The organism is Phaeodactylibacter luteus, from assembly GCF_007993045.1.
Taxonomy (GTDB): domain Bacteria; phylum Bacteroidota; class Bacteroidia; order Chitinophagales; family Saprospiraceae; genus Phaeodactylibacter; species Phaeodactylibacter luteus.
On record NZ_VOOR01000026.1, the window covers coordinates 21,351 to 39,374 of the forward strand.

Consider the following 18,024-nt stretch of genomic DNA (forward strand, 5'->3'; position numbering starts at 1 on the left):
TTGATAAACTTTATTGAAATTGCTCCTTTGAAATATGTCTGCACTAGATATTATCCGCCCCCGCTTCCAACAGGAAGTGCTCTGCTCTGCGGAGCAGCTGATCGAACGTTTTCGGACCTACCTAAAGTCCCCTCCGGAGGGGGTAGATGGGGTGGTGCTCGGAGATCACGTGGTCCTTCGCATCCCTGTTGGGGAGCAGCACTATTGGTCGCCACAGCTGAGCCTGACTTTTGAGCAGCAGGAGGAGCAAACATTGATCCGTGGCCTTTATGGCCCTCGCTCATCGGTTTGGCTAATGTTTGTGTTTTTATACTCGACCTTGGGCGCTATCAGCCTGTTCGTCAGTATCACAGGTTTTTCTCAGCTGAGTTTGGGCATAGCTGCGCCGGTACTATGGGTTTTGCCGGTAGCGGGCGTTCTGGCGCTGCTGTTGTTTTTTTCTGCGAAGGCAGGGGAAAGGCTAGGGCGTGCAGAGATGCACCGGTTGAGGGGATGCCTGTTGGACATATTGGCAGAGGTGCCCTGTCGGGAAGCTATTGGCAAGGTATTGTGAAGAAAACAATTCAATAAAAGTGAAGGACGATTTGAAAGGGCTGCGGTCGCGCATCCCTCAGCTTGGCCGTGTAGACTGGATAGGCATACGGCCGGGGAAAAGGGCACAGGTAGAAGCCCGTGGGGCCGTCCGAGTAACGGCAGAGGGCGGGCTGGAGGAGGATCACTACAGCCGTAAGGGAGGCAAGCGCCAAGTGACCTTGATTCAGGCAGAGCATCTGAGCACGATCGGGAAGCTGTTGGGGCAAGGCCCTGTAGACCCGGCCCTTACGCGGCGCAACCTGGTTGTTTCCGGCATTAACCTGCTGGCCCTCAAAGGGCGGGCGATCCGCATTGGAGAGGAGGTGGAGCTGCAGATTACAGGAGACTGCCACCCCTGCTCGAGGATGGAAGAGAACCTTGGGGATGGCGGGTATAGTGCTATGAGAGGCCTCGGCGGGCTTACTGCTCAGGTTGTGAGAGGAGGGCTGCTCAGGGAGGGGGATGCGGTCAGTGTGTGTTAAAGGGGCTGTGGCCAGGATAGGCTTTGCAGTGGATTATTGTATCTTTGGGAAGCTCGCCCATTGTGAGTGATCGCAGCATTGCGGTACAAGCCGGGCGATAATCCCAAGGACATGAACTTAATCAGGCGCATTTTTTGGATCTGCAGCGTTGGGCTATTGAGCCTGCCGGCCATGTGGGCCCAGCCATGTGGGCTCACGGATACGCTTCTTATCGGGCAAAATCAAAGCCCTTCTTTTCCATTTGAGGTTTACGATATTTTCAACGACGATCTGTCCGGTGCAGGGCAGGGGCTTTGTGGGGTGGATATCGCCTTTGCCCATCAGTACGTGGATAACCTTGAGCTTACTTTGGTAAGCCCCTCAGGGCAGAGTGTTCAGTTGATCGGGCCGAACACAGATCAGCAGTTTGAATTTACTTTCGGGAGCATTTGGCGCATCCGTTTTGTGCCTTGTGGAGAGCTGGCAGCGCCCGACGCAGGCTCCCTTCAGCAGTGGGATAATGAGCAGACCGGCAATTTCGCATCTTTAGGGCTGTACAATGGCAGTTACTACCCCTATCAGGGCTGCTTGGAGGATTTTGATACGGGCCCAGTCAATGGTACGTGGACGATTCAAGTGGGCAATCTCCCTTCAGCCTATGCAGGGGCCATTATTGGGTTTCAGCTGGCCTTTTGCGACCCGCGGGGCCTGGATTGCTGTTTTGCCGTTCCGGGAGAGCTGTCAGGCCCGGATATCCTAGCTTGCGAAGGGGACAGCATCCTATCCGGAGCGCCCGAGGTCGTGTTTGCTGGCGCCCCTGCCGATACAATCGAATATGGCTATACCTTCCTTATCGGGCAGGACGGGGTGCTGCAGGCCGTCGATGCTCTACCGGACATGAGCGCGTATCCGCCGGGGCGCTATGAGGTCTGTGGGCTGAGCTATCTGCTTGCAGATTCCCTTTTGCTGCCGGTGCCCGATGGCACGCTTACCTTAGACAGCATCCGGAACGATACAGAAGGGCTGACGCCTTCGTTTTGTGGGGCCATTACCCCACAGTGCCGTCAGGTGGAAATAGCAGAGCCGCCTGCTCTGGTTGCGCTTGCCGACACCATTTGCCGTGGAGCGCAATATGCGGTAGGGGACAGCCTCTTTTCAGAAACAGGGTTCTATGAAGTTAGGCTAACGGGCTATGGAGGTTGCGATAGCTTAGTCGCACTGGACTTGGCTGTGCTCGAGCCCATAGAGCGGGCGCTTGCCCCGGTGATCTGTTTTGGCGACGCTTTTGCTGTAGGGGACAGCCTTTATACTGAAACAGGTTTTTATACCGATACCCTGACTGCGGCCTCAGGCTGCGACAGCATAGTGTCGCTCAACCTGGTTGTAAGGCAGCCCATCCAAATGGACACAGCCCTGGCCCTTTGTGCCGGCGAGGGCTTCCTTTTAGGCGATAGCCTGCTGACGGCTTCAGGCACCTATACCGATACATTAATAGCGGCAAGTGGCTGTGATAGCATCATTCATGTAAACCTTACCGTGCTGGGCGCTTTGGTTGAGGTAGATGCTCCGGATACGCTCACTTGCGGTTTTCCTGTGGCCACCCTGAATAGCACAGTTTTGGCACCTGAAGGTACCGTAGCGCTGCAATGGGTTGGGCCAGAGGGCATCTTAGGGAGTGCGCCCCAACAGGAAGCCAATACAGCCGGCTTGTATGTTTTGACGGCCACCGTGAGTGAGGGCGATCGGGCCTGCCTGTTCGCCGACACCGTACAGGTGCCATTGGATACCCTAAAGCCATCGGCAGATGCGGGGCCGTCCGGCATATTGACTTGCGCTGCTGGCAGCCTGCTTCTGGGCGGTACAGGGACAAGTATGGGCAATGATTATGCTTACCTTTGGGGCAGTGCAGACGGGGCATTCGAGACCCCACCTTTTGAGCCTCAGGTTACCGTAAGCCAAGCGGGCACTTATGTGTTGAGTGTCATTGATGTAGACAGCAGATGTGAAGCAGCAGATACCGTTGTCATAACTGCAGACCAAAGCATACCAATGGCAGTGGCAGGCCCTGGCGGTTTTATAACCTGTGATGACCCTGTACTTTCCTTGAACGGGACAGGGAGCACAACTGGTGCCGATATCGTTTACAGTTGGACCTCTGCCGATGGGCACCCTATTGAGCAGCCGGCATCCCTTATGCCAGTGGTGGCATTTCCTGGCACTTATCAGTTACGGGTATTGGATACGGCTTCCCAATGTGCCGACTCCACTGAAGTGACCGTAGGGCTGGATACCTTGAGCCCGCGCTTGCTCATCAATGCTGATACAGTATTGACCTGTTTGCAGGACACCCTAGTGTTGGAGGGTAATGTGCTCAGCAGTGGCGGCCCTGCAGCTTTTAGTTGGGAAGCCTTCAATGGCGGTGCGATTTCTGGGGCGGACACGCTTTCTTTCATTGAGGTTGCCGCTCCTGGGAGCTACCAGGCTATACTGGAAGATTCGGCCAATGGCTGCCGGGATACCGCCCTCATCGATATTATTCAGGATACTACCGTGCTGGACCTGTCCATAGCCCCCCCGGATACCCTGACTTGCAGCCGGGCAATGGTGTTGCTGCAAGGTACGGCCTCCACCGCTAGTACCGATATTGTTTATGCGTGGACAGGCCCTGCAGGAGGGCTTGTTGGGGATGCTGCAATGCTGGAAGCAGAAGCAGCACGGCCCGGTGCCTATCAGTTGATGGGCGTCGATACCACCAACGGCTGTTTTGCTATTGCCGCTGTGGAAGTTTTTCAAGACACCCTTTCCCCGGTAGCCGACGCCGGGCCTGATCGATTGTTGACCTGCACCGTCAGTTCGGTCACGCTTTCCGGCCCGGGCACGTCCATTGGGCCTGGATTGGACTACGATTGGATAGAAGTAATAGGTACGGGCTTGGTCTCTACCGCTGGCCCGGAGGCTATGGTCAACAGCCCGGGGGAATATTTGCTTTTAGTGACTAATGTGGCTAATGGCTGTCAGGATACTTCTTTTGTAGCTGTTGGCCAGGATACGATATCCCCGGCAACTACGCTCCCTCTTCCGGATACCCTTTCCTGTACAGCGCGCTCGGTTGCTCTTGAGCTGCAGGGTGGGCAGCCACAGTATATTTATGATTGGGAAGGGAGCGGGGGCAGCGGCACGCCAGGATACGAGGTAGAGGTGCCGGGGATGTACAGCGTCTTGGTCACGGACACCATCAATGGCTGTGCCCAAGAGCTTCAGGCCCATGTTTTGCAGGATACCCTCGCGCCGATAGCTGATGCCGGGCCAGCAGATACCCTGACCTGTAATGAGCCATTGCTCAGCCTAGGGGGCGGTGCTTCTTCAATGGGGGATGGCTTCTCGTTCTTTTGGGCTAACAGTGCTGGTGATACGCTTGCCTTTGGCGGGCAGCTGAATTTAGAAGTCGGGACGGCAGGGCAGTACATACTGCGTGTTTACAATATCGCAAACGGCTGCGAGGCTATAGACTCAGTCCAAATTGCCGATCGTACAGCCCCGCCCCCTGTTGAGGCCGGCCCGGATCAAGAACTCACCTGTTCGGTTTCGGAAGTGGCGCTAGGTGTGCCACAGGAGGGCTATACCTTTCAATGGACTGGGCCTTGCCTTTCAGGTGTCGGGGCAGCGAGCCAGGTCATTGCAGGTTGTGAAGGTGTTTACATTTTGACTGTGACCGATACGCTAAGCGGCTGTCAGGCGATAGATTCGGTGCAGGTAACGCGCGATTCGCTAGTCCCAAATGCTGTTTTGCCGGATACGGTATCCCTTTCCTGCTCAACCGGGCTGGCTACATTAGACGGGAGCACCTCAGCGGGCGAGCAGTTCGCCTGGTTCTTTGGCGGGGCGTTGCAGCCTGGTAACGAGCTGATAAGGGAAGTCAGTGCCCCTGGCCCCTATATGCTGATTGCAGACGACAGCAATGGGGCTTGCCCGGATACGGCTATTGCCGAAGTCGTCATTGATTGTATTCCTGACGTTGTGATAGCCACGGCGGATACCATAACCTGTGAGGTGTTGTCTGTCAGTTTGCAGGCTATCCCCTTAGACAGTGCGCCCATGTATACATTTGCTTGGTCGGGGCCCAACCCTGAGGTCTGTTTTTTATCTGGGCAAGGGTCTGCCAATGTGGAAGTGCGCTGCCCTGGAGAGTATCAGGTAATCGTAGAAAACCCGCTTTTTGGCTTATCGGATACGGCCTCTGTGGTTGTAGCTGTCGATTCTTTAGCCCCTTTAGCGGAGGCTGGCCCTGGTGTTCTGCTTACTTGTGACAACCCTGTCGCTGTTTTGGATGCTAGTGGCTCGGAACAGGGGGCTGGCATTGGTTATACCTGGACCAAGCTAGACGACGAGAGCTTTGTCCGCGACAGTTTCAGTATACTAGTGAATGATGCAGCGACCTATTTCCTCACGGTCCGCGACAGCGCTAATGGCTGTTTCGCTGAAGACTTGGTCAGCGTACAGCGCGGCGATGATTTGCCTGACATTACTTTCAGCTCGCCAATCATCCCATGCCTAGTGGACACTTTTGAGCTTACGGCTTTTGTCCTCCCGCAAGGGCAGCCTTATGACTTCAGCTGGGCAGGTGATGAAATCATTGGCAGTACGGACGGCGCCTCGGTGCTTTTGGACACGGCAGGTATGGTCCGGTTGACTGTGACGAATACAGACACGGACTGTTCTAGTTACCGCGATCTGGCCGTTGTGCAGCAAGAGTGTGGCCCCTGCATTGAAGTGCTTGGCGCAGATAACCTGACTTGCATAGCAGATAGCATTGTGCTGCGGGGGCAGTTTTGTGAGCCCTGCGAAGGCTGTACGCTTAGCTGGTCGACTCCAGATGGCGTCATATTGTCAGGTGAGGATGAGCTTGAGGCTTGGATTGGGGCTCCTGGCACGTACGCCCTAACCGCTACCGATACGTTGGGTTTTTCGGCCACCGCCAGTTTGGAGGTCATTGCAGATAATAACCCGCCCTTGGCCAATGCAGGGCCTGATCAGGTGCTGACCTGCGAAACGGTTGAGGTTACCCTGTCGGGCCAGGGCCAGGGCAGTGTCAACTTGGTGTATCAGTGGGAACGGCTGAGCGGGGCTGTACAAGGTGGAGGGGTAAGCCCAGAGTTGGCCGTGAGCATTGCGGATACCTTCCGCCTTACAGTAATGGATACATTAACTGGCTGCGCTTCGGTAGACGAGGTTTTGGTGCGGGCCGATACCCTAAGGCCTGTGGCCAGCGCGGGCAGCATGGCCACCATTACTTGTGCCGCTTCAACGGTAGCCCTGGATGGCAGTGGTTCTGCATTTGGCAACAACATACAATACGAATGGGCTGGGCCTGCTGGCGCAAATGTGGTCGGGCCAACAACTTTCAATCCTTCCGTCAATACGCCGGGCTGGTATACTATCCGGGTTACAGATATAGACAATGGCTGTTTTGCCATAGACAGTGTGCAGGTAGAAGTATCTGATGATTTGCCGGAGGCCGGCTTCATCTCTGATACAGTGCTCACTTGTGCCAATACGGTATTGCTGGTTGAGGCGCCTGTAGAGCTGCTGCCCGGCCAGGTATCCTGTTGGTTCCGGCTCAACAGCAGTGGCCAGCCGACTGGCCCTTGCGTAGGCACACCTTTTATTGATGTTGGGCTGCCAGGTGTATACAGGTTTGAAGTGACCGATACTGCATCCGACTGCACCAATGGCGTCAACTTCACAGTAGGCGAGGATTTGCTCCCCCCCGACGTGCATCTTCCGGATGCAGCCTTGTTCCCCTGTTCAGCAGATAGTTTGCTGTTGGAGGCAGGGGCAGATGTGCCTGCTTCCTTCGTTTGGGCTAGCTTGGAGGGGGGCAATATTATTCCACAAGGTGCTGCAGCGGTTGTCTTTGGGCCGGGCGGCTTTCAGGTATCCGCAACCGCTTTGGACAATGGTTGCACTTCAGTAGACACTATTAATGTTGCAGCAGACGACAGAGTCCCTGTCGTGGATGCCGGGGCAGATACCGTATCCACTTGCGCTTCCCCAAACGTCCGCCTGTCTGGTAGCTGGTCGGCAGAAAGTGGGCAGGTAGCGTTGAGCTGGGAAGCGATGCCGGGCAGTATTTTGGAAGGCGGCAACACAGCAACGCCCTTGGCTGATGGGCCGGGCACTTACATTTTCAGGGTAACGGACCCGTTGAGCGGCTGTGTTGCTGAAGACACCGTAGCAGTAGCCGATGGCCGGTTTTTCCCTCAGGCAACTATCAGCCTGCCATCGCTTACGCTCAACTGCTTTGCGGATACACTGCTTGCGGATGGCCAGGCTTCCACTACGGAAGGCCCCGAGGGCTTATTGTTCGAATGGCGGAGGGGGGCTTTCGATGTTGTCGGGAACAACGCAGCTCAATTGATTGCTGCTCCGGGCGGATATCGATTGTTGGTCACAGATGTGGCATCAGGCTGCAGGGATACTGCACAGGTGGCGGTCGGCAGTGACTTTGCTCCGCCATCAGTAGATTTGCCGGGCCCGTTGTCCATCAACTGCCAGGAAGATTCGGTAATCCTACAGCCTCTAGTGGGGTTGCCAGCGGATAGCTTTACCTACAGGTGGACGGCCCCCGAGGGGGGCGTCATTGCCGGGGCCCCTTTGTTTTTGGCGGCTGAACAGCCAGGGGTATATCAGCTTGAAGTGACAAGCCTGCAGAACGGCTGTGATGTGCAAGCGGAGGTGCTGGTTATTGACAACCGTGAGCTTCCAGCAATCAACCTTCTCCCGCCGGATAGCCTTACTTGTGGGCGGCCCACGGTTTTGATGGATGCAACGGGGTCTGCTATCGGGCCGGGCATCACTTACAACTGGGCCGCCGGTGAAGGTGGGGAGGTCATCAGTGGGGCAGCAAGCCTTCAGGCGGAGGCAGGAGCTTCTGCCTGGTACTATCTGACGGTAGCCAACACTGCTAATGGTTGCATTAACGTGGACAGTGTTTTTGTCAGTGCTTCGGAGGTGCTGCTCGATTCTGTGGCTTGGTCTTTTAGCCTGCCGGGCTGTACAGAGGGCGGGCGGATAGCATTGGATACGGTATTTGGGGGTACGCCACCTTTCCTCTCAGCCTTGAATGGAGGGGCATTCCGCCTGGCCACGGTGTATGAGGGGCTGTCCTCGGGCACCTTTGAGGTGGTGCTTGAAGATGCGAATGGCTGCCGTTCTGAGCAGACCTTGGTGTTGCCCATGCCCGATGTAGTGCAAGTGGATGCCGGTGATGACCTGACGATAGAAAAAGGGGAGGAGGTAACCCTTGAGGCTGCGGCTAGCAGCGGGCTGCCTATTGTGGCGGTAGCATGGTGGCCTGAAGAAAACGGCGGTAGCGACAGCTTGTCTTACCTGGTAGCGCCTGCGCTTAGCACGCTTTACCGGGTGACAGTCACCGATGAGGGCGGTTGTACAGCCTTTGATGAGGTCTGGGTGCGCATTCAAGAAGCGGATGGCGTTTATTTCCCCAATGTCTTTTCCCCAAACGGAGACGGGCAGAATGATTTGTTCTTCCCATATGGCAGCCTGCTCGTAGAAGAGGTGCTAGTGTTCCGGGTGTATGATCGTTGGGGAAATCTTCTGCATGAAGCTGCAGGTGGCCAAGCCAATGACCCCGCTATGGGGTGGGATGGTACTTTTAACGGCCAGGAAATGGATGCTGCCGTATATGTCTGGCAGGCTGAGATCCGCCTGAAGAGTGGGGAGGTGCTACCTTATTCAGGCAGCATTACACTACTGCGCTGATCGCACAAAGAAAGGGGGCAGCACGGTGCAGGTGCTGTCCCCTTTGTGTGTTTGGGCATAGCCGCTTATGCCAGGTTTTTCACCAAGGCGACTACTCCAGTGATGATGTTTTGGATGCCAATAGCCATAACCAAAAAGCCCATGATGCGGCTTAGCGCTTGCAGCCCCGCTACACCGAGTACTTTTTGGAGATAAGGGGACGAGCGGAGGATCAGGAAGACGATCAGCCCCATGATGGTTATAACGCCTGCAATGGCCAGCTTAGGCTCCCAGCTTTCTTGCTCAGCCTGTATGCTGATGAGGTAAGAGATGGAACCGGGGCCGGAGAGGAGCGGCATGGCCAGAGGGGAAAAAGAAATATCATCTTTGGTCAGGGCTTCCTGCTTTACTTTTTTATCTACCGCTCGGCCTTCTGCAAATTTACCGCTGAGCAGAGAAAAGCCTGAGGTCAGGATGACGAGCCCGCCCGCAATGCGCATGGCATTAAGGCTGATGCCAAAAAATGTCAGTATCAGGGACCCCGCAAAAAAGAAGGCCAGCAGGATCAAAGTGAAGTACAAGCTAGTGTGCAGGGCAGTCTGCTGCCGCTCCCCTTTGGTGTAGTGCGGCGTCATCGCCAAAAAAACTGGTACGGCGCCAAGCGGGTTGACCAAGGAGAACAAGGAAGCCAATACAGCCAGAGATAGTTCGAACATGGTATTTGCCTTTTAGAGGAATTGACTTTCGGTAATTGATTATTCTGTCAGCAGGGTTTGTTTTTGCCTGTTTTAGAATAAGATTCTGTCTCTATAAAAAGGAGAATACATCGCCAGCTGTTCAAAGGTTCCTCAGGCTTGCATTTTTTCGACATAAATCAGCCGAAGCTGAAACCGGGGCACAAAAAAGGGGAGCAAAATCATTGCTCCCCGAGAAAAACACCTAAAACCCATATTCTTGACGCGGAATTGAAGCCGCGCAGTTGATAAGTTACGATTTACAAAGGTTGGGCCAATCAGTACGCCAAATAAATGTTGAACTGATTAGCCACAACTACCATTCCCCTTGTAAGATAATACGGAAATTGAACCGCTTTTGGTTTCCCGTATGTTCGTCTTTATGACGGCGAACAGTTGCTGTGGTCACATGCCCGGTTAGTTTTTTTTGAAACGGATGGGCAGCCTTGCAAATCAAATTGTCATAATAACACAACCATTCCATTGAACGGTAGTACAAAAGTATAATTTAGCTGGGAGAAAACCTGTGATTTTTATCACAATTTTCAGTTGGGCCCCACAAAAAATGGTTAAACACTGATGGAAAAATTTAGCAGCCCTCAAAAAATGGTACATGCAGCGTGGCACCTGCTTTTTAAGGCAGCAGCCACCCGGAAGGGCCCGTACCAGACTCCTGTCGCCGCAACACTGGGCGCGCACACAGCTGAACAGCGTGTGGTCGTGCTCAGAGAAGTATCGATTGCGCAAAGGCGGCTTACTTTTTTCACAGACGCCCGCTCTGCGAAAGTGGAAGCGCTGCAAGAACAAGGAGCGCTTTCCTGGCTTTTTTGGGACAGCCGGAAAAAGATACAGATGCGGATGTCAGGAGCCGTAGCACTAAACCTCCAAAACGAGCACGCCCGGGCATATTGGGAAAAGTTGCCGGTGCAAGGCCGGAGCAGTTATGCTGGCCTGCAGCCGCCCGGCACTCCGTTGCTGCATCAAGGCAGCACTCTTCCAGAATATTGGACGGCGGGCATGAGCCTGGAAATGACAGAGCCTGCTTTCGCAAACTTTATGGTGGTGCAGTGCCAGATTGAAAAGGGGGACCTGCTGCACCTTCACCCTGAGGGGCATCAGCGGGCCGTGTTCTCTTATGAGGGAGAAGAGCTGAGGGCTATTTGGGCCGCACCCTGATACAGGCCCTCCGCTGCCTTAGCTCAACAAAAAACAGGCACCCCAAGTACTGAGGTGCCTGTTTTACAGCCCTCAAAGGGCGATATGCTTTTTTATCTGGGCTGGTCCAGCCTGATTTTTGCGGTCAGCTCTTGATCGTCCCGAAGTACACGGACTTCAACCTCCTCTCCGGGCTGGAATTTTTCTAAAGCCAGGATGAGGTCACTGTTGGATTCAATGGCTTCGCCTCCTAGTTGGGTGATGATATCTCCCAAGATGATAGAGCCCGAGCGGTCGCGCAAGGTCGGGCGTATGCCTGCCCGTTCTGCAGCCCCATTTTCAATGACGTCAATGACGAGCGCCCCTTTTAGGCCAAGGCGTTCTACAATCTGAGGGCGCGCCAGTTCTACCCCCAAGGAAGGGCGCTTGATCTCGCCATAGTCGATCAGCTCAGGCACGACCCACCGGACCACGTCTACAGGAATGGAGAAGCCAATGCCTGCGGAGGCCCCGGAAGGGCTGTAGATGGCCGTATTGACGCCGATCAGCCGGCCGGAGCTATCGAGAAGGGGGCCGCCGGAATTGCCGGGGTTGATGGCTGCATCAGTTTGTATAGCGTCCCGGATAGGGATGCCGGCTACCGATTCTATTTCGCGCCCCAGCGCACTGACAATACCCGTGGTCAGTGTTTGGTCGAGCCCAAAAGGGTTGCCAATAGCATAAACAGACTGCCCGACCCTGAGGTCGTCAGAAGTGCCTACAGGTATGGGCTGTAGGACGGAAGCAGGGGCTTCGATCTTGAGCACGGCCAAGTCCTTCTCCGGGGCGACGCCCACGGGCACAGCCTGCCAGGTGCTGCGGTCAGCAAGGGTGACAGTGGCCCGGTCTGCTCCTTGTATCACGTGGTAGTTGGTGATGATGTGCCCTTTTGCATCCCAGACGAAGCCGGAGCCACTGCCCCGGGGGATTTCGGTAATGTTGCGGCTGAAGTAGTCGCGCCTGACATTGGTCGTGGTGATATAGCAGACGGAAGGTGCTGCTTCCTCAAAGAGCCGGATGTTAGAACGCTCCTGAGGGGTTAGCCCAGCGCCCGCTTCAGGCTCCCGGCTGCTGCCCGGTTGGCTTACCGGTTGAGGGGCAGGTTGCTCAGGGATTGAGGGTTCAGCTGTTGGTGAAGGCATCGCCCGGTTGGTCCAGGCAGCGCCCGCGAGAAAACCAGCCCCCAAGAGGGCCAGCCATAGGAAGATTCGGAATTGGTTCGCCATATTCGGTATTCAGTTTTGCAGCTGATGAATTGACTCGATGCGTTGGGGGCATTGTAGGGTTAAAATGGCTCTTTCTTTTCCTGCGCTATGCTTTTTCCAGCCACTGAACTTAGGCTAAGCTCCTAAAAAAGCCGGCGCGTGGTTGAAAACGGCTCATTTTCCTACTATACCGGCCCGGTTCATTGAGTCGAATGATTATGGGAGGTTTAGCATATTTATGCAGTTTTAAGGTCATTTTTGGAATTTGATCCTGTTGCAAATCAATATTTTATGAACTTAGCTTCCTCACTGTCTTGTCATTTAGCCCGCTAAAATCAAATTTAGGGGCTTCGCCAAGGCGCCTTGCCGGCCATACTGGCGCGGCAGGTAGGCATAAATTCTTGATTTTCATGGCGAAGCCACCCCAGGTAAGCGCTAAGTTTTGCGCTTTTTCTTTTTAGCAGCAGGGAACAGGATGTTGTTCAAAATCAAGCGGTAGCCAGGCGAATTGGGGTGCAGGCTGAGGTCGGTCTCCGGGTCTTGAACATAGTGGCGGTAATCTTCGGGGTCGTGCCCACCGTAAAAAGTAAAGAACCCTTGCCCATATTCGCTGTGGATGTAGCGGGCTTCCCGGGCCGGCTTGGTTTCTCCAAGTATGAGGACGTTAGATTTGATGACGGGGTTGCGGAATGCGGTGGTCTGCCCCATAAAGCCTTTAACGGTACGGGTATGGTTTTGGGTCAGCATGGTGGGCACAGGGTCCCACTTGGCTGAAAAGTCAAAGAGGGTGAAATAGTCTTGGTCTGACTTTACCATAGCATCTCTGCCCCTGAAATGGTCGATATTGGAATATTCGTATTCCAGAGGGTTGCGCTCCAGCTGAAAATCCTCAAAGGCAAAGGTCTTTGAATAATCCAGCTTTTCCTGGGCATTGGGGTCAACGGGGTCGCCATCGTACATTTCGGCACAAATGTCTACGCCCTCTGCCGCCAGCGCAATATCATAAGTGTCAGTAGCTGAGCACATTGCGAACATAAAACCGCCCCCGACCACATATTCTTTAATTTTTTTGACGACGGATAGCTTGAGCTGTGACACTTTGGCAAACCCAAGGGTAGCTGCAAGCTCTTCCATTTTCCGCTGGTTTTCCCGGTACCAGGGCTGGTTGTGGTAGTTGCGGTAAAAGCGGCCGTACTGCCCGGTAAAATCCTCGTGGTGGAGGTGCAGCCAATCGTATTTCACCAGCTCGTCCCCGATCACCTCTGTATCGTACACCGTTTCGTAAGGTATTTCTGCATAAGTGAGCACCATGGTGACGGCATCGTCCCAAGGCTGTATTTTCTCGCCCCGGGCGTTCTGGTCAGGCGTATAGACGGCAATTTTGGGCGCCTTTTCCAATTTCATGGCTTCCATGTTGACTTCCGGGTCGGCGATTTCATCGAGGATAGCGTTGAACTGGCCGTCTGCCAGCACTTCGTATGAGACTCCACGGGTGAGGCACTCTTTTTCAAAAACCCTGGAGTAGGGGAAGGCAAAGCTGCCGCCCCGGTAGTTGAGCAGCCACCAAGCTTCCACTTCATTGTTGAGCACCCAGTAGGTGATCCCATAAGCCTTGAGGTGGTCTTTTTGGCCTTCGGGGTCCATGGGGAGCAGTATGTAGGAAGCCTGCAAGTGCAAGGCACAGGCCATTAGGATTAAAACAGGGAGGACTTTCTTCATCATATTCTGCAGTTTCAATTTTGGGCAGGAATGGAGCCTGCTATAGTTGGACAACAACAATTCAGGGCCTTTGGATGTATAAACCCGTATGGAATGCAGACAGCTGCCCCGTCAGCCTTTCGCCAAGCCCTATAATTAAATCCAAATGCCTGCAGATTGTGATGCAAGCCTATGGCTTTAACAAAATACTAACACAGGCAGGGGGAGGCTTGGGCAAAAATCCGTTATTATTGTGTGTTTTGCCGGGGGCGGCCTTTGCTGCCCGGCAGGCCTGCAAAATCAAATACCTGAATGGACAATATCAGTTTTCAATATCCAGCTTGGTACTTGCTCCTGTGCCTGGCGTGCGGAGCCCTATATGCTGCCTTATTGTACCTCCGCCCGGGGGCGTTGAAGGATCAGCCGGCGCGCCTGCGGCTGGGGTTGGCCGTACTCCGCTTTTTGGCGGTCAGCCTCATTGCGGTGCTTTTGCTCGAGCCCTTGCTCCGGCGTATAGCCACTGAGGTGCAAAAGCCGGTCATCGTGCTGGCCCGGGATGCTTCTGAATCGGTAGGGAATGCACTGGGCGATGAAAAATCCAGCTTTCTGGAGCGTTGGGAGCGCCTTGCTGAAGGCTTGTCGGAAGACTTTGAGGTCAAGCCTTATTCTTTTGGGGAGGGCGTCAGGCCCGGTTTGGATACGGCTTTCTCCGATAAAGAGACAGACATAGCTGAGGCCCTCGCAGGCATTTACAGCTTGTACAGTGGGCAGAACCTGGGCGCGGTCGTTTTGGCTTCCGATGGCATCTACAACAAAGGCAGCAACCCATTGTATGCGGTTTCTGGGCTTAATGCTCCGCTCTACAGTGTGGCCCTTGGAGATACTACCCCTCAACGGGATTTGCTGGTAAAGCGGGTTTTTCACAATCGCATTGTTTATCTGGGCGACCGCTTCAGCATACAAGTGGATGTACTTGCAGAAAACGCTAATGGCGCACGGTCTACGCTTCGTGTCTATCAGGTGAGCGAGGGCGGGCAGCGCCTGCTTAAGGAAGAGGCTGTGGTTGTAAACAGCAACCGCTTTTTTGAAACCCGGGAGTTTATTTTGGATGCCCCTGCCGCCGGGGTGCAGCGCTACCGGGTTGAGCTGGCACGGATAGAGGGGGAGTCCAACCCTGTGAACAACCGGCAGGAGATTTTCATAGACGTGCTGGATGCCCGGCAGAAGATATTAGTGCTGGCGAATGCGCCCCACCCAGATGTCACCGCTTTTAAACAGGCTTTGGTGGGCAATAAAAACTACGAAGTGACGACGGCTTATGCCAATGATTTTTCAGAACGCATAGAAGCTTTTGATTTTGTGGTTTTGCACAATCTGCCCAGTGCCCGGTTTGACTTGGGGCCTATATTTCAAAGTTTGCAGGAAAAGAGCATCCCCCACTTGTTCGTGGCTGGCTCACAAGTCAACTTCAGCCGCTTCAACGAACGGCAGGGCCTGGTGTCTATAAACAACCGGGGGGGATCGGTCAATCAGGTTCAGGGCTATTGGGCAGATGGCTTCGGCTTGTTCAAGATCAGCGATGAGCTGCGCAGTGCGCTCCCTGGGTTTTCGCCCCTTACAGCAGTTTTCGGGGAGTTTACCCCAGGTGCTGCGGGGGCCCCGCTCTTGCTGCAGCGCATCGGCAAAATCGATACCGACTACCCGCTTCTGGCAATGGGGGAGGAAAATGGGGTCAAAAAGGGGGTGCTCTGTGCAGAGGGTGTATGGAAATGGCGGCTTTTTGACTACCTGCAGCACCAGAACCATGATTTGTTTGACGAGCTGATCGGCAAAATGGTGCAGTACCTGAGCGTAAAAGATGACAAGCGCCGGTTCAGAGTGAACCTGCCGGAGAATATCTTTGATGAGAACGAGCCGGTAGCCTTTGATGCAGAGTTGTACAACCGCAGCTTCGAGTTGATCAACGAGCCGGAGGCAGCGCTGACAGTTGAAGAGGAAGGGGGGAAGTCCTATGATTTCACCTTCAACCGCTCTGGCAGCACTTACCGCTTGAATGCGGGGGTGCTCCCTGTGGGCAATTATAATTTCCTGGCTACAACTTCCTTTGGCGGGGAGCGGTTCGAATACCAAGGCCGCTTCAGTATTCAGCCGGTACAACTGGAGAGCTTTGAGACCACTGCTGACCACGGCGCATTGGCTCTGTTGAGCGAGAAGTATGGAGGGGAGCTCTTGTACCCGGATGGGATAGCAGGGCTGCCTGAAAAAATCCGTTCCCGGGAAACCGTAAAGCCGGTGATTTACGAGACAGCTCTTACCCATCCTGCCCTAAACTTTAAGTGGCTGTTCGGGCTCATTCTGCTGCTGCTCGGGGCTGAATGGGCCATCCGCCGCTACAAGGGGGCTTACTAGGAAAGGGATGCGCGCTGCCCGCCAAAGTGGGGCGTTTGGGCCTTCTTGCCTTTGCACAGGCATCGGCCTAGCGCTGCGAAGGGGTGGGAAGCCCGGTAGGGCCGAGCGAAGAGCGAGCCCCGTAGCATAGCGGCACCTGCCCGCTGGCAGGGGCAGGCCCCTATCCTTACGGAGGGGGCAGGCCAAAAAGAGCAATAATTCGGTTTGCGCCCAAAAACAGTGGGCTGCAACATTAGGAAGCTGATTTATGCGCCACTCTGGGTTTGACTGGAGGGGCGTTTGTTTTTACATTAGACTTCATGCGCGTGGGGCATTGTAGGGTTAAAGGCCGCTCTCTTTCCCATGCTATGCCTTTTTCGAGCTACTTCGCTTAGGATAAGCTCTTGGAAAAAGCCGGCGCGTGGTTGAAAAGGGTACATTTTCCCAACGATACTGGCCCGGTGCCTCAAGTCTATGGTGCACGTGCTATTCGTCATATAGATTGCCCAAATGTTATTTTTTGTTTAAGAGCCCAACGTGTACTGGATTTTGTTCGTCTATTCTTATAAAATTGCAGTGTTGGTTGAAGTTTTGTCAAAAGCCAAGGGTTAGCAGGAAGTCATCATCGTTTTACTGCTAGCACATCGGACAAAAAGTATGGTGCCTGCGAAATCAAACAGCCCCAACACCTAATCCCGAGGCCCCTTAACAGGGATGCCCCACCTAAAACCCATTAGTATGAAAACTTATATCCTTTTGCTTTGGATAAGCCTGGCAGTTTTTACGTCGGTTTCCGCACAGCCCTTCAAGCCGCACGTTCGTGCCTATGCTGGCATGGGGCTTTTCCCCACCTATCTCAAAGATCATAGCAAAATGAAATTCATCCCGCTCACTGCAGGGGTGGATTGCCACCTTTCCCGTCACTTCAGCCTCGGGCTGAGTGCAGCACATTCTGTGACTGAGTCGGGGCTGCAGCAGTTCCGTCCTGGCTTTCAGGCTCAATGGGACAACCACTTCACTGTGGTTGCGCTCCGGTTCAGCGGGCAGAGCCGGATGCTAGCTGAGCGCTGGCAGGTTTATGGCGGCATGTTGGCTGGGCTGACGATGACACGGATAGCCATGATAGAGGGGGAGGTAGAAAAGCTGAGGGAAGAGCGCGGTATAGATCAGCAGGCTGTGAACCCGCTTTATACCGCCTTTTTAGGCGCGCGTTATGACTTCAATCCCAGGGTTGGCGGCTATTTAGAGCTTGGGCTCGGTGCATCTGTGCTCACTATGGGCGCGAGCATGCGTATCGGCAAGCTCCCCAAACGCAGATAGATGCACCAATCTGCCTGCCGGGAGGCCGCAAAGAGGGGATAGGGGAGCCGTTGCAACGCATTGTCAGTATGACAGGCAGCTACCAAGTCATATCATCGGCAGACCTGGGCCCCTTGCCATAAGCACGGGGGTTGACAGAAGGCGTGTCAGGGCGGTTGTAATTGTACTCTTCTTCCTCTTCTTCAGGCTCTGCGAAGCTGTTGGCTTCGTACTCTTCGTGCCTGCGGGTATATTCGTCGTAATCGTAGTCGGGCATAAGGTTCTCCTTCACATGGTTGATGGCTTCTTCCAAGTGTTCGAGGAAACGATTGAAGTCTTCTTTGTAGATAAAAATCTTGTGCCGTTCTTGGCCTTCCCCGTTGAATTTCCGGGTGCTCTCCGTAAGGGTGAGGTAGAAATCGTCTCCCTTGGTACGCCTGACATCAAAGAAATAAGTCCGGCGTTTTCCAGCTTTCATTTTCAGGGAGTACTCACTTTCAAACTTCCTTGGGTTATGCCCTTTTTCCACGCTAAACAAGGTTTTATGGTCAATGTCCGACTAAGCTGGCCTGTGAAAGCTCATATCCTATGGCGACAGGTGCTCTGCAAAAGAAAATTCACCCTGCAAATGTAAAGATTTACAGCTTATTTCAAAAAGCTGCGCAAAACAGTAATTAAAAAACAGCAGGCTTGGCAGGGGGCAAATGAAAG

At 54.1% G+C, this 18,024-nt stretch carries 10 protein-coding genes; 6 read left to right on the top strand and 4 right to left on the bottom strand.

All coding sequences use genetic code 11. The annotated features are described in order from the left end of the window. Positions 1-34: 34 nt before the first annotated feature. The 3 genes from FRY97_RS12960 to FRY97_RS12970 all read left to right on the top strand — a co-directional run bounded on the left by FRY97_RS12960 (position 35) and on the right by FRY97_RS12970 (position 8,816). Complete coding sequence (locus FRY97_RS12960) at positions 35-553, top strand: hypothetical protein (protein ID WP_147167969.1); 519 nt, start codon at positions 35-37, stop codon at positions 551-553. A gap of 19 nt (positions 554-572) precedes the next feature. Further along, positions 573-1,055, top strand: a complete 483-nt coding sequence (locus FRY97_RS12965) for an MOSC domain-containing protein (protein ID WP_147167970.1) — start codon at positions 573-575, stop codon at positions 1,053-1,055. Between the two features lie 111 nt (positions 1,056-1,166). Then, the gene (locus FRY97_RS12970; protein WP_147167971.1) at positions 1,167-8,816 is read left to right on the top strand and encodes a gliding motility-associated C-terminal domain-containing protein; all 7,650 of its coding nucleotides are present in this window, start codon (positions 1,167-1,169) and stop codon (positions 8,814-8,816) included. Between the two features lie 65 nt (positions 8,817-8,881). Here FRY97_RS12970 and FRY97_RS12975 read toward each other — a convergent pair whose 3' ends face one another. Continuing rightward, complete coding sequence (locus tag FRY97_RS12975; RefSeq protein WP_147167972.1) at positions 8,882-9,511, bottom strand: MarC family NAAT transporter; 630 nt, start codon at positions 9,509-9,511, stop codon at positions 8,882-8,884. A 597-nt stretch (positions 9,512-10,108) separates the two neighbouring features. Between FRY97_RS12975 and FRY97_RS12980 the strand changes: the two genes are divergently transcribed. Then, entirely contained in the window at positions 10,109-10,705 is a 597-nt protein-coding gene (locus FRY97_RS12980; RefSeq protein WP_147167973.1) for a PNPOx family protein, read from the top strand. A 92-nt stretch (positions 10,706-10,797) separates the two neighbouring features. Here the strand turns inward: FRY97_RS12980 and FRY97_RS12985 are convergent, their stop codons facing one another. Together FRY97_RS12985 and FRY97_RS12990 are read right to left on the bottom strand one after the other, a co-directional pair. Next, on the bottom strand, positions 10,798-11,949 hold the full coding sequence (locus FRY97_RS12985; RefSeq protein ID WP_147167974.1) for a S1C family serine protease: 1,152 nt from the start codon (positions 11,947-11,949) through the stop codon (positions 10,798-10,800). A gap of 414 nt (positions 11,950-12,363) precedes the next feature. Further along, entirely contained in the window at positions 12,364-13,650 is a 1,287-nt protein-coding gene (locus FRY97_RS12990; RefSeq protein WP_211356865.1) for an asparagine synthetase B, read from the bottom strand. 288 nt (positions 13,651-13,938) lie between these two features. Here FRY97_RS12990 and FRY97_RS12995 point away from each other — a divergent pair, with 288 nt between their 5' ends. Further along, entirely contained in the window at positions 13,939-16,035 is a 2,097-nt protein-coding gene (locus FRY97_RS12995; RefSeq protein ID WP_147167975.1) for a hypothetical protein, read from the top strand. Between the two features lie 717 nt (positions 16,036-16,752). After that, the gene (locus tag FRY97_RS13000; RefSeq protein ID WP_147167976.1) at positions 16,753-17,334 is read left to right on the top strand and encodes a hypothetical protein; all 582 of its coding nucleotides are present in this window, start codon (positions 16,753-16,755) and stop codon (positions 17,332-17,334) included. A 79-nt stretch (positions 17,335-17,413) separates the two neighbouring features. Here FRY97_RS13000 and FRY97_RS13005 read toward each other — a convergent pair whose 3' ends face one another. Further along, entirely contained in the window at positions 17,414-17,842 is a 429-nt protein-coding gene (locus tag FRY97_RS13005; protein ID WP_147167977.1) for a DUF3276 family protein, read from the bottom strand. Between the last annotated feature and the right edge of the window lie 182 nt (positions 17,843-18,024).

What these genes read in the sequence shown, in the direction of transcription:
- FRY97_RS12960 (WP_147167969.1), top strand. Translation starts at nt 35, where the DNA reads ATGTCTGCACTAGATATTATCCGCCCCCGCTTCCAACAGGAAGTGCTC.
- FRY97_RS12970 (WP_147167971.1), top strand. Translation starts at nt 1,167, where the DNA reads ATGAACTTAATCAGGCGCATTTTTTGGATCTGCAGCGTTGGGCTATTG.
- FRY97_RS12975 (WP_147167972.1), bottom strand. Translation starts at nt 9,511, where the DNA reads ATGTTCGAACTATCTCTGGCTGTATTGGCTTCCTTGTTCTCCTTGGTC.
- FRY97_RS12980 (WP_147167973.1), top strand. Translation starts at nt 10,109, where the DNA reads ATGGAAAAATTTAGCAGCCCTCAAAAAATGGTACATGCAGCGTGGCAC.
- FRY97_RS12985 (WP_147167974.1), bottom strand. Translation starts at nt 11,949, where the DNA reads ATGGCGAACCAATTCCGAATCTTCCTATGGCTGGCCCTCTTGGGGGCT.
- FRY97_RS12990 (WP_211356865.1), bottom strand. Translation starts at nt 13,650, where the DNA reads ATGATGAAGAAAGTCCTCCCTGTTTTAATCCTAATGGCCTGTGCCTTG.
- FRY97_RS12995 (WP_147167975.1), top strand. Translation starts at nt 13,939, where the DNA reads ATGGACAATATCAGTTTTCAATATCCAGCTTGGTACTTGCTCCTGTGC.
- FRY97_RS13000 (WP_147167976.1), top strand. Translation starts at nt 16,753, where the DNA reads ATGAAAACTTATATCCTTTTGCTTTGGATAAGCCTGGCAGTTTTTACG.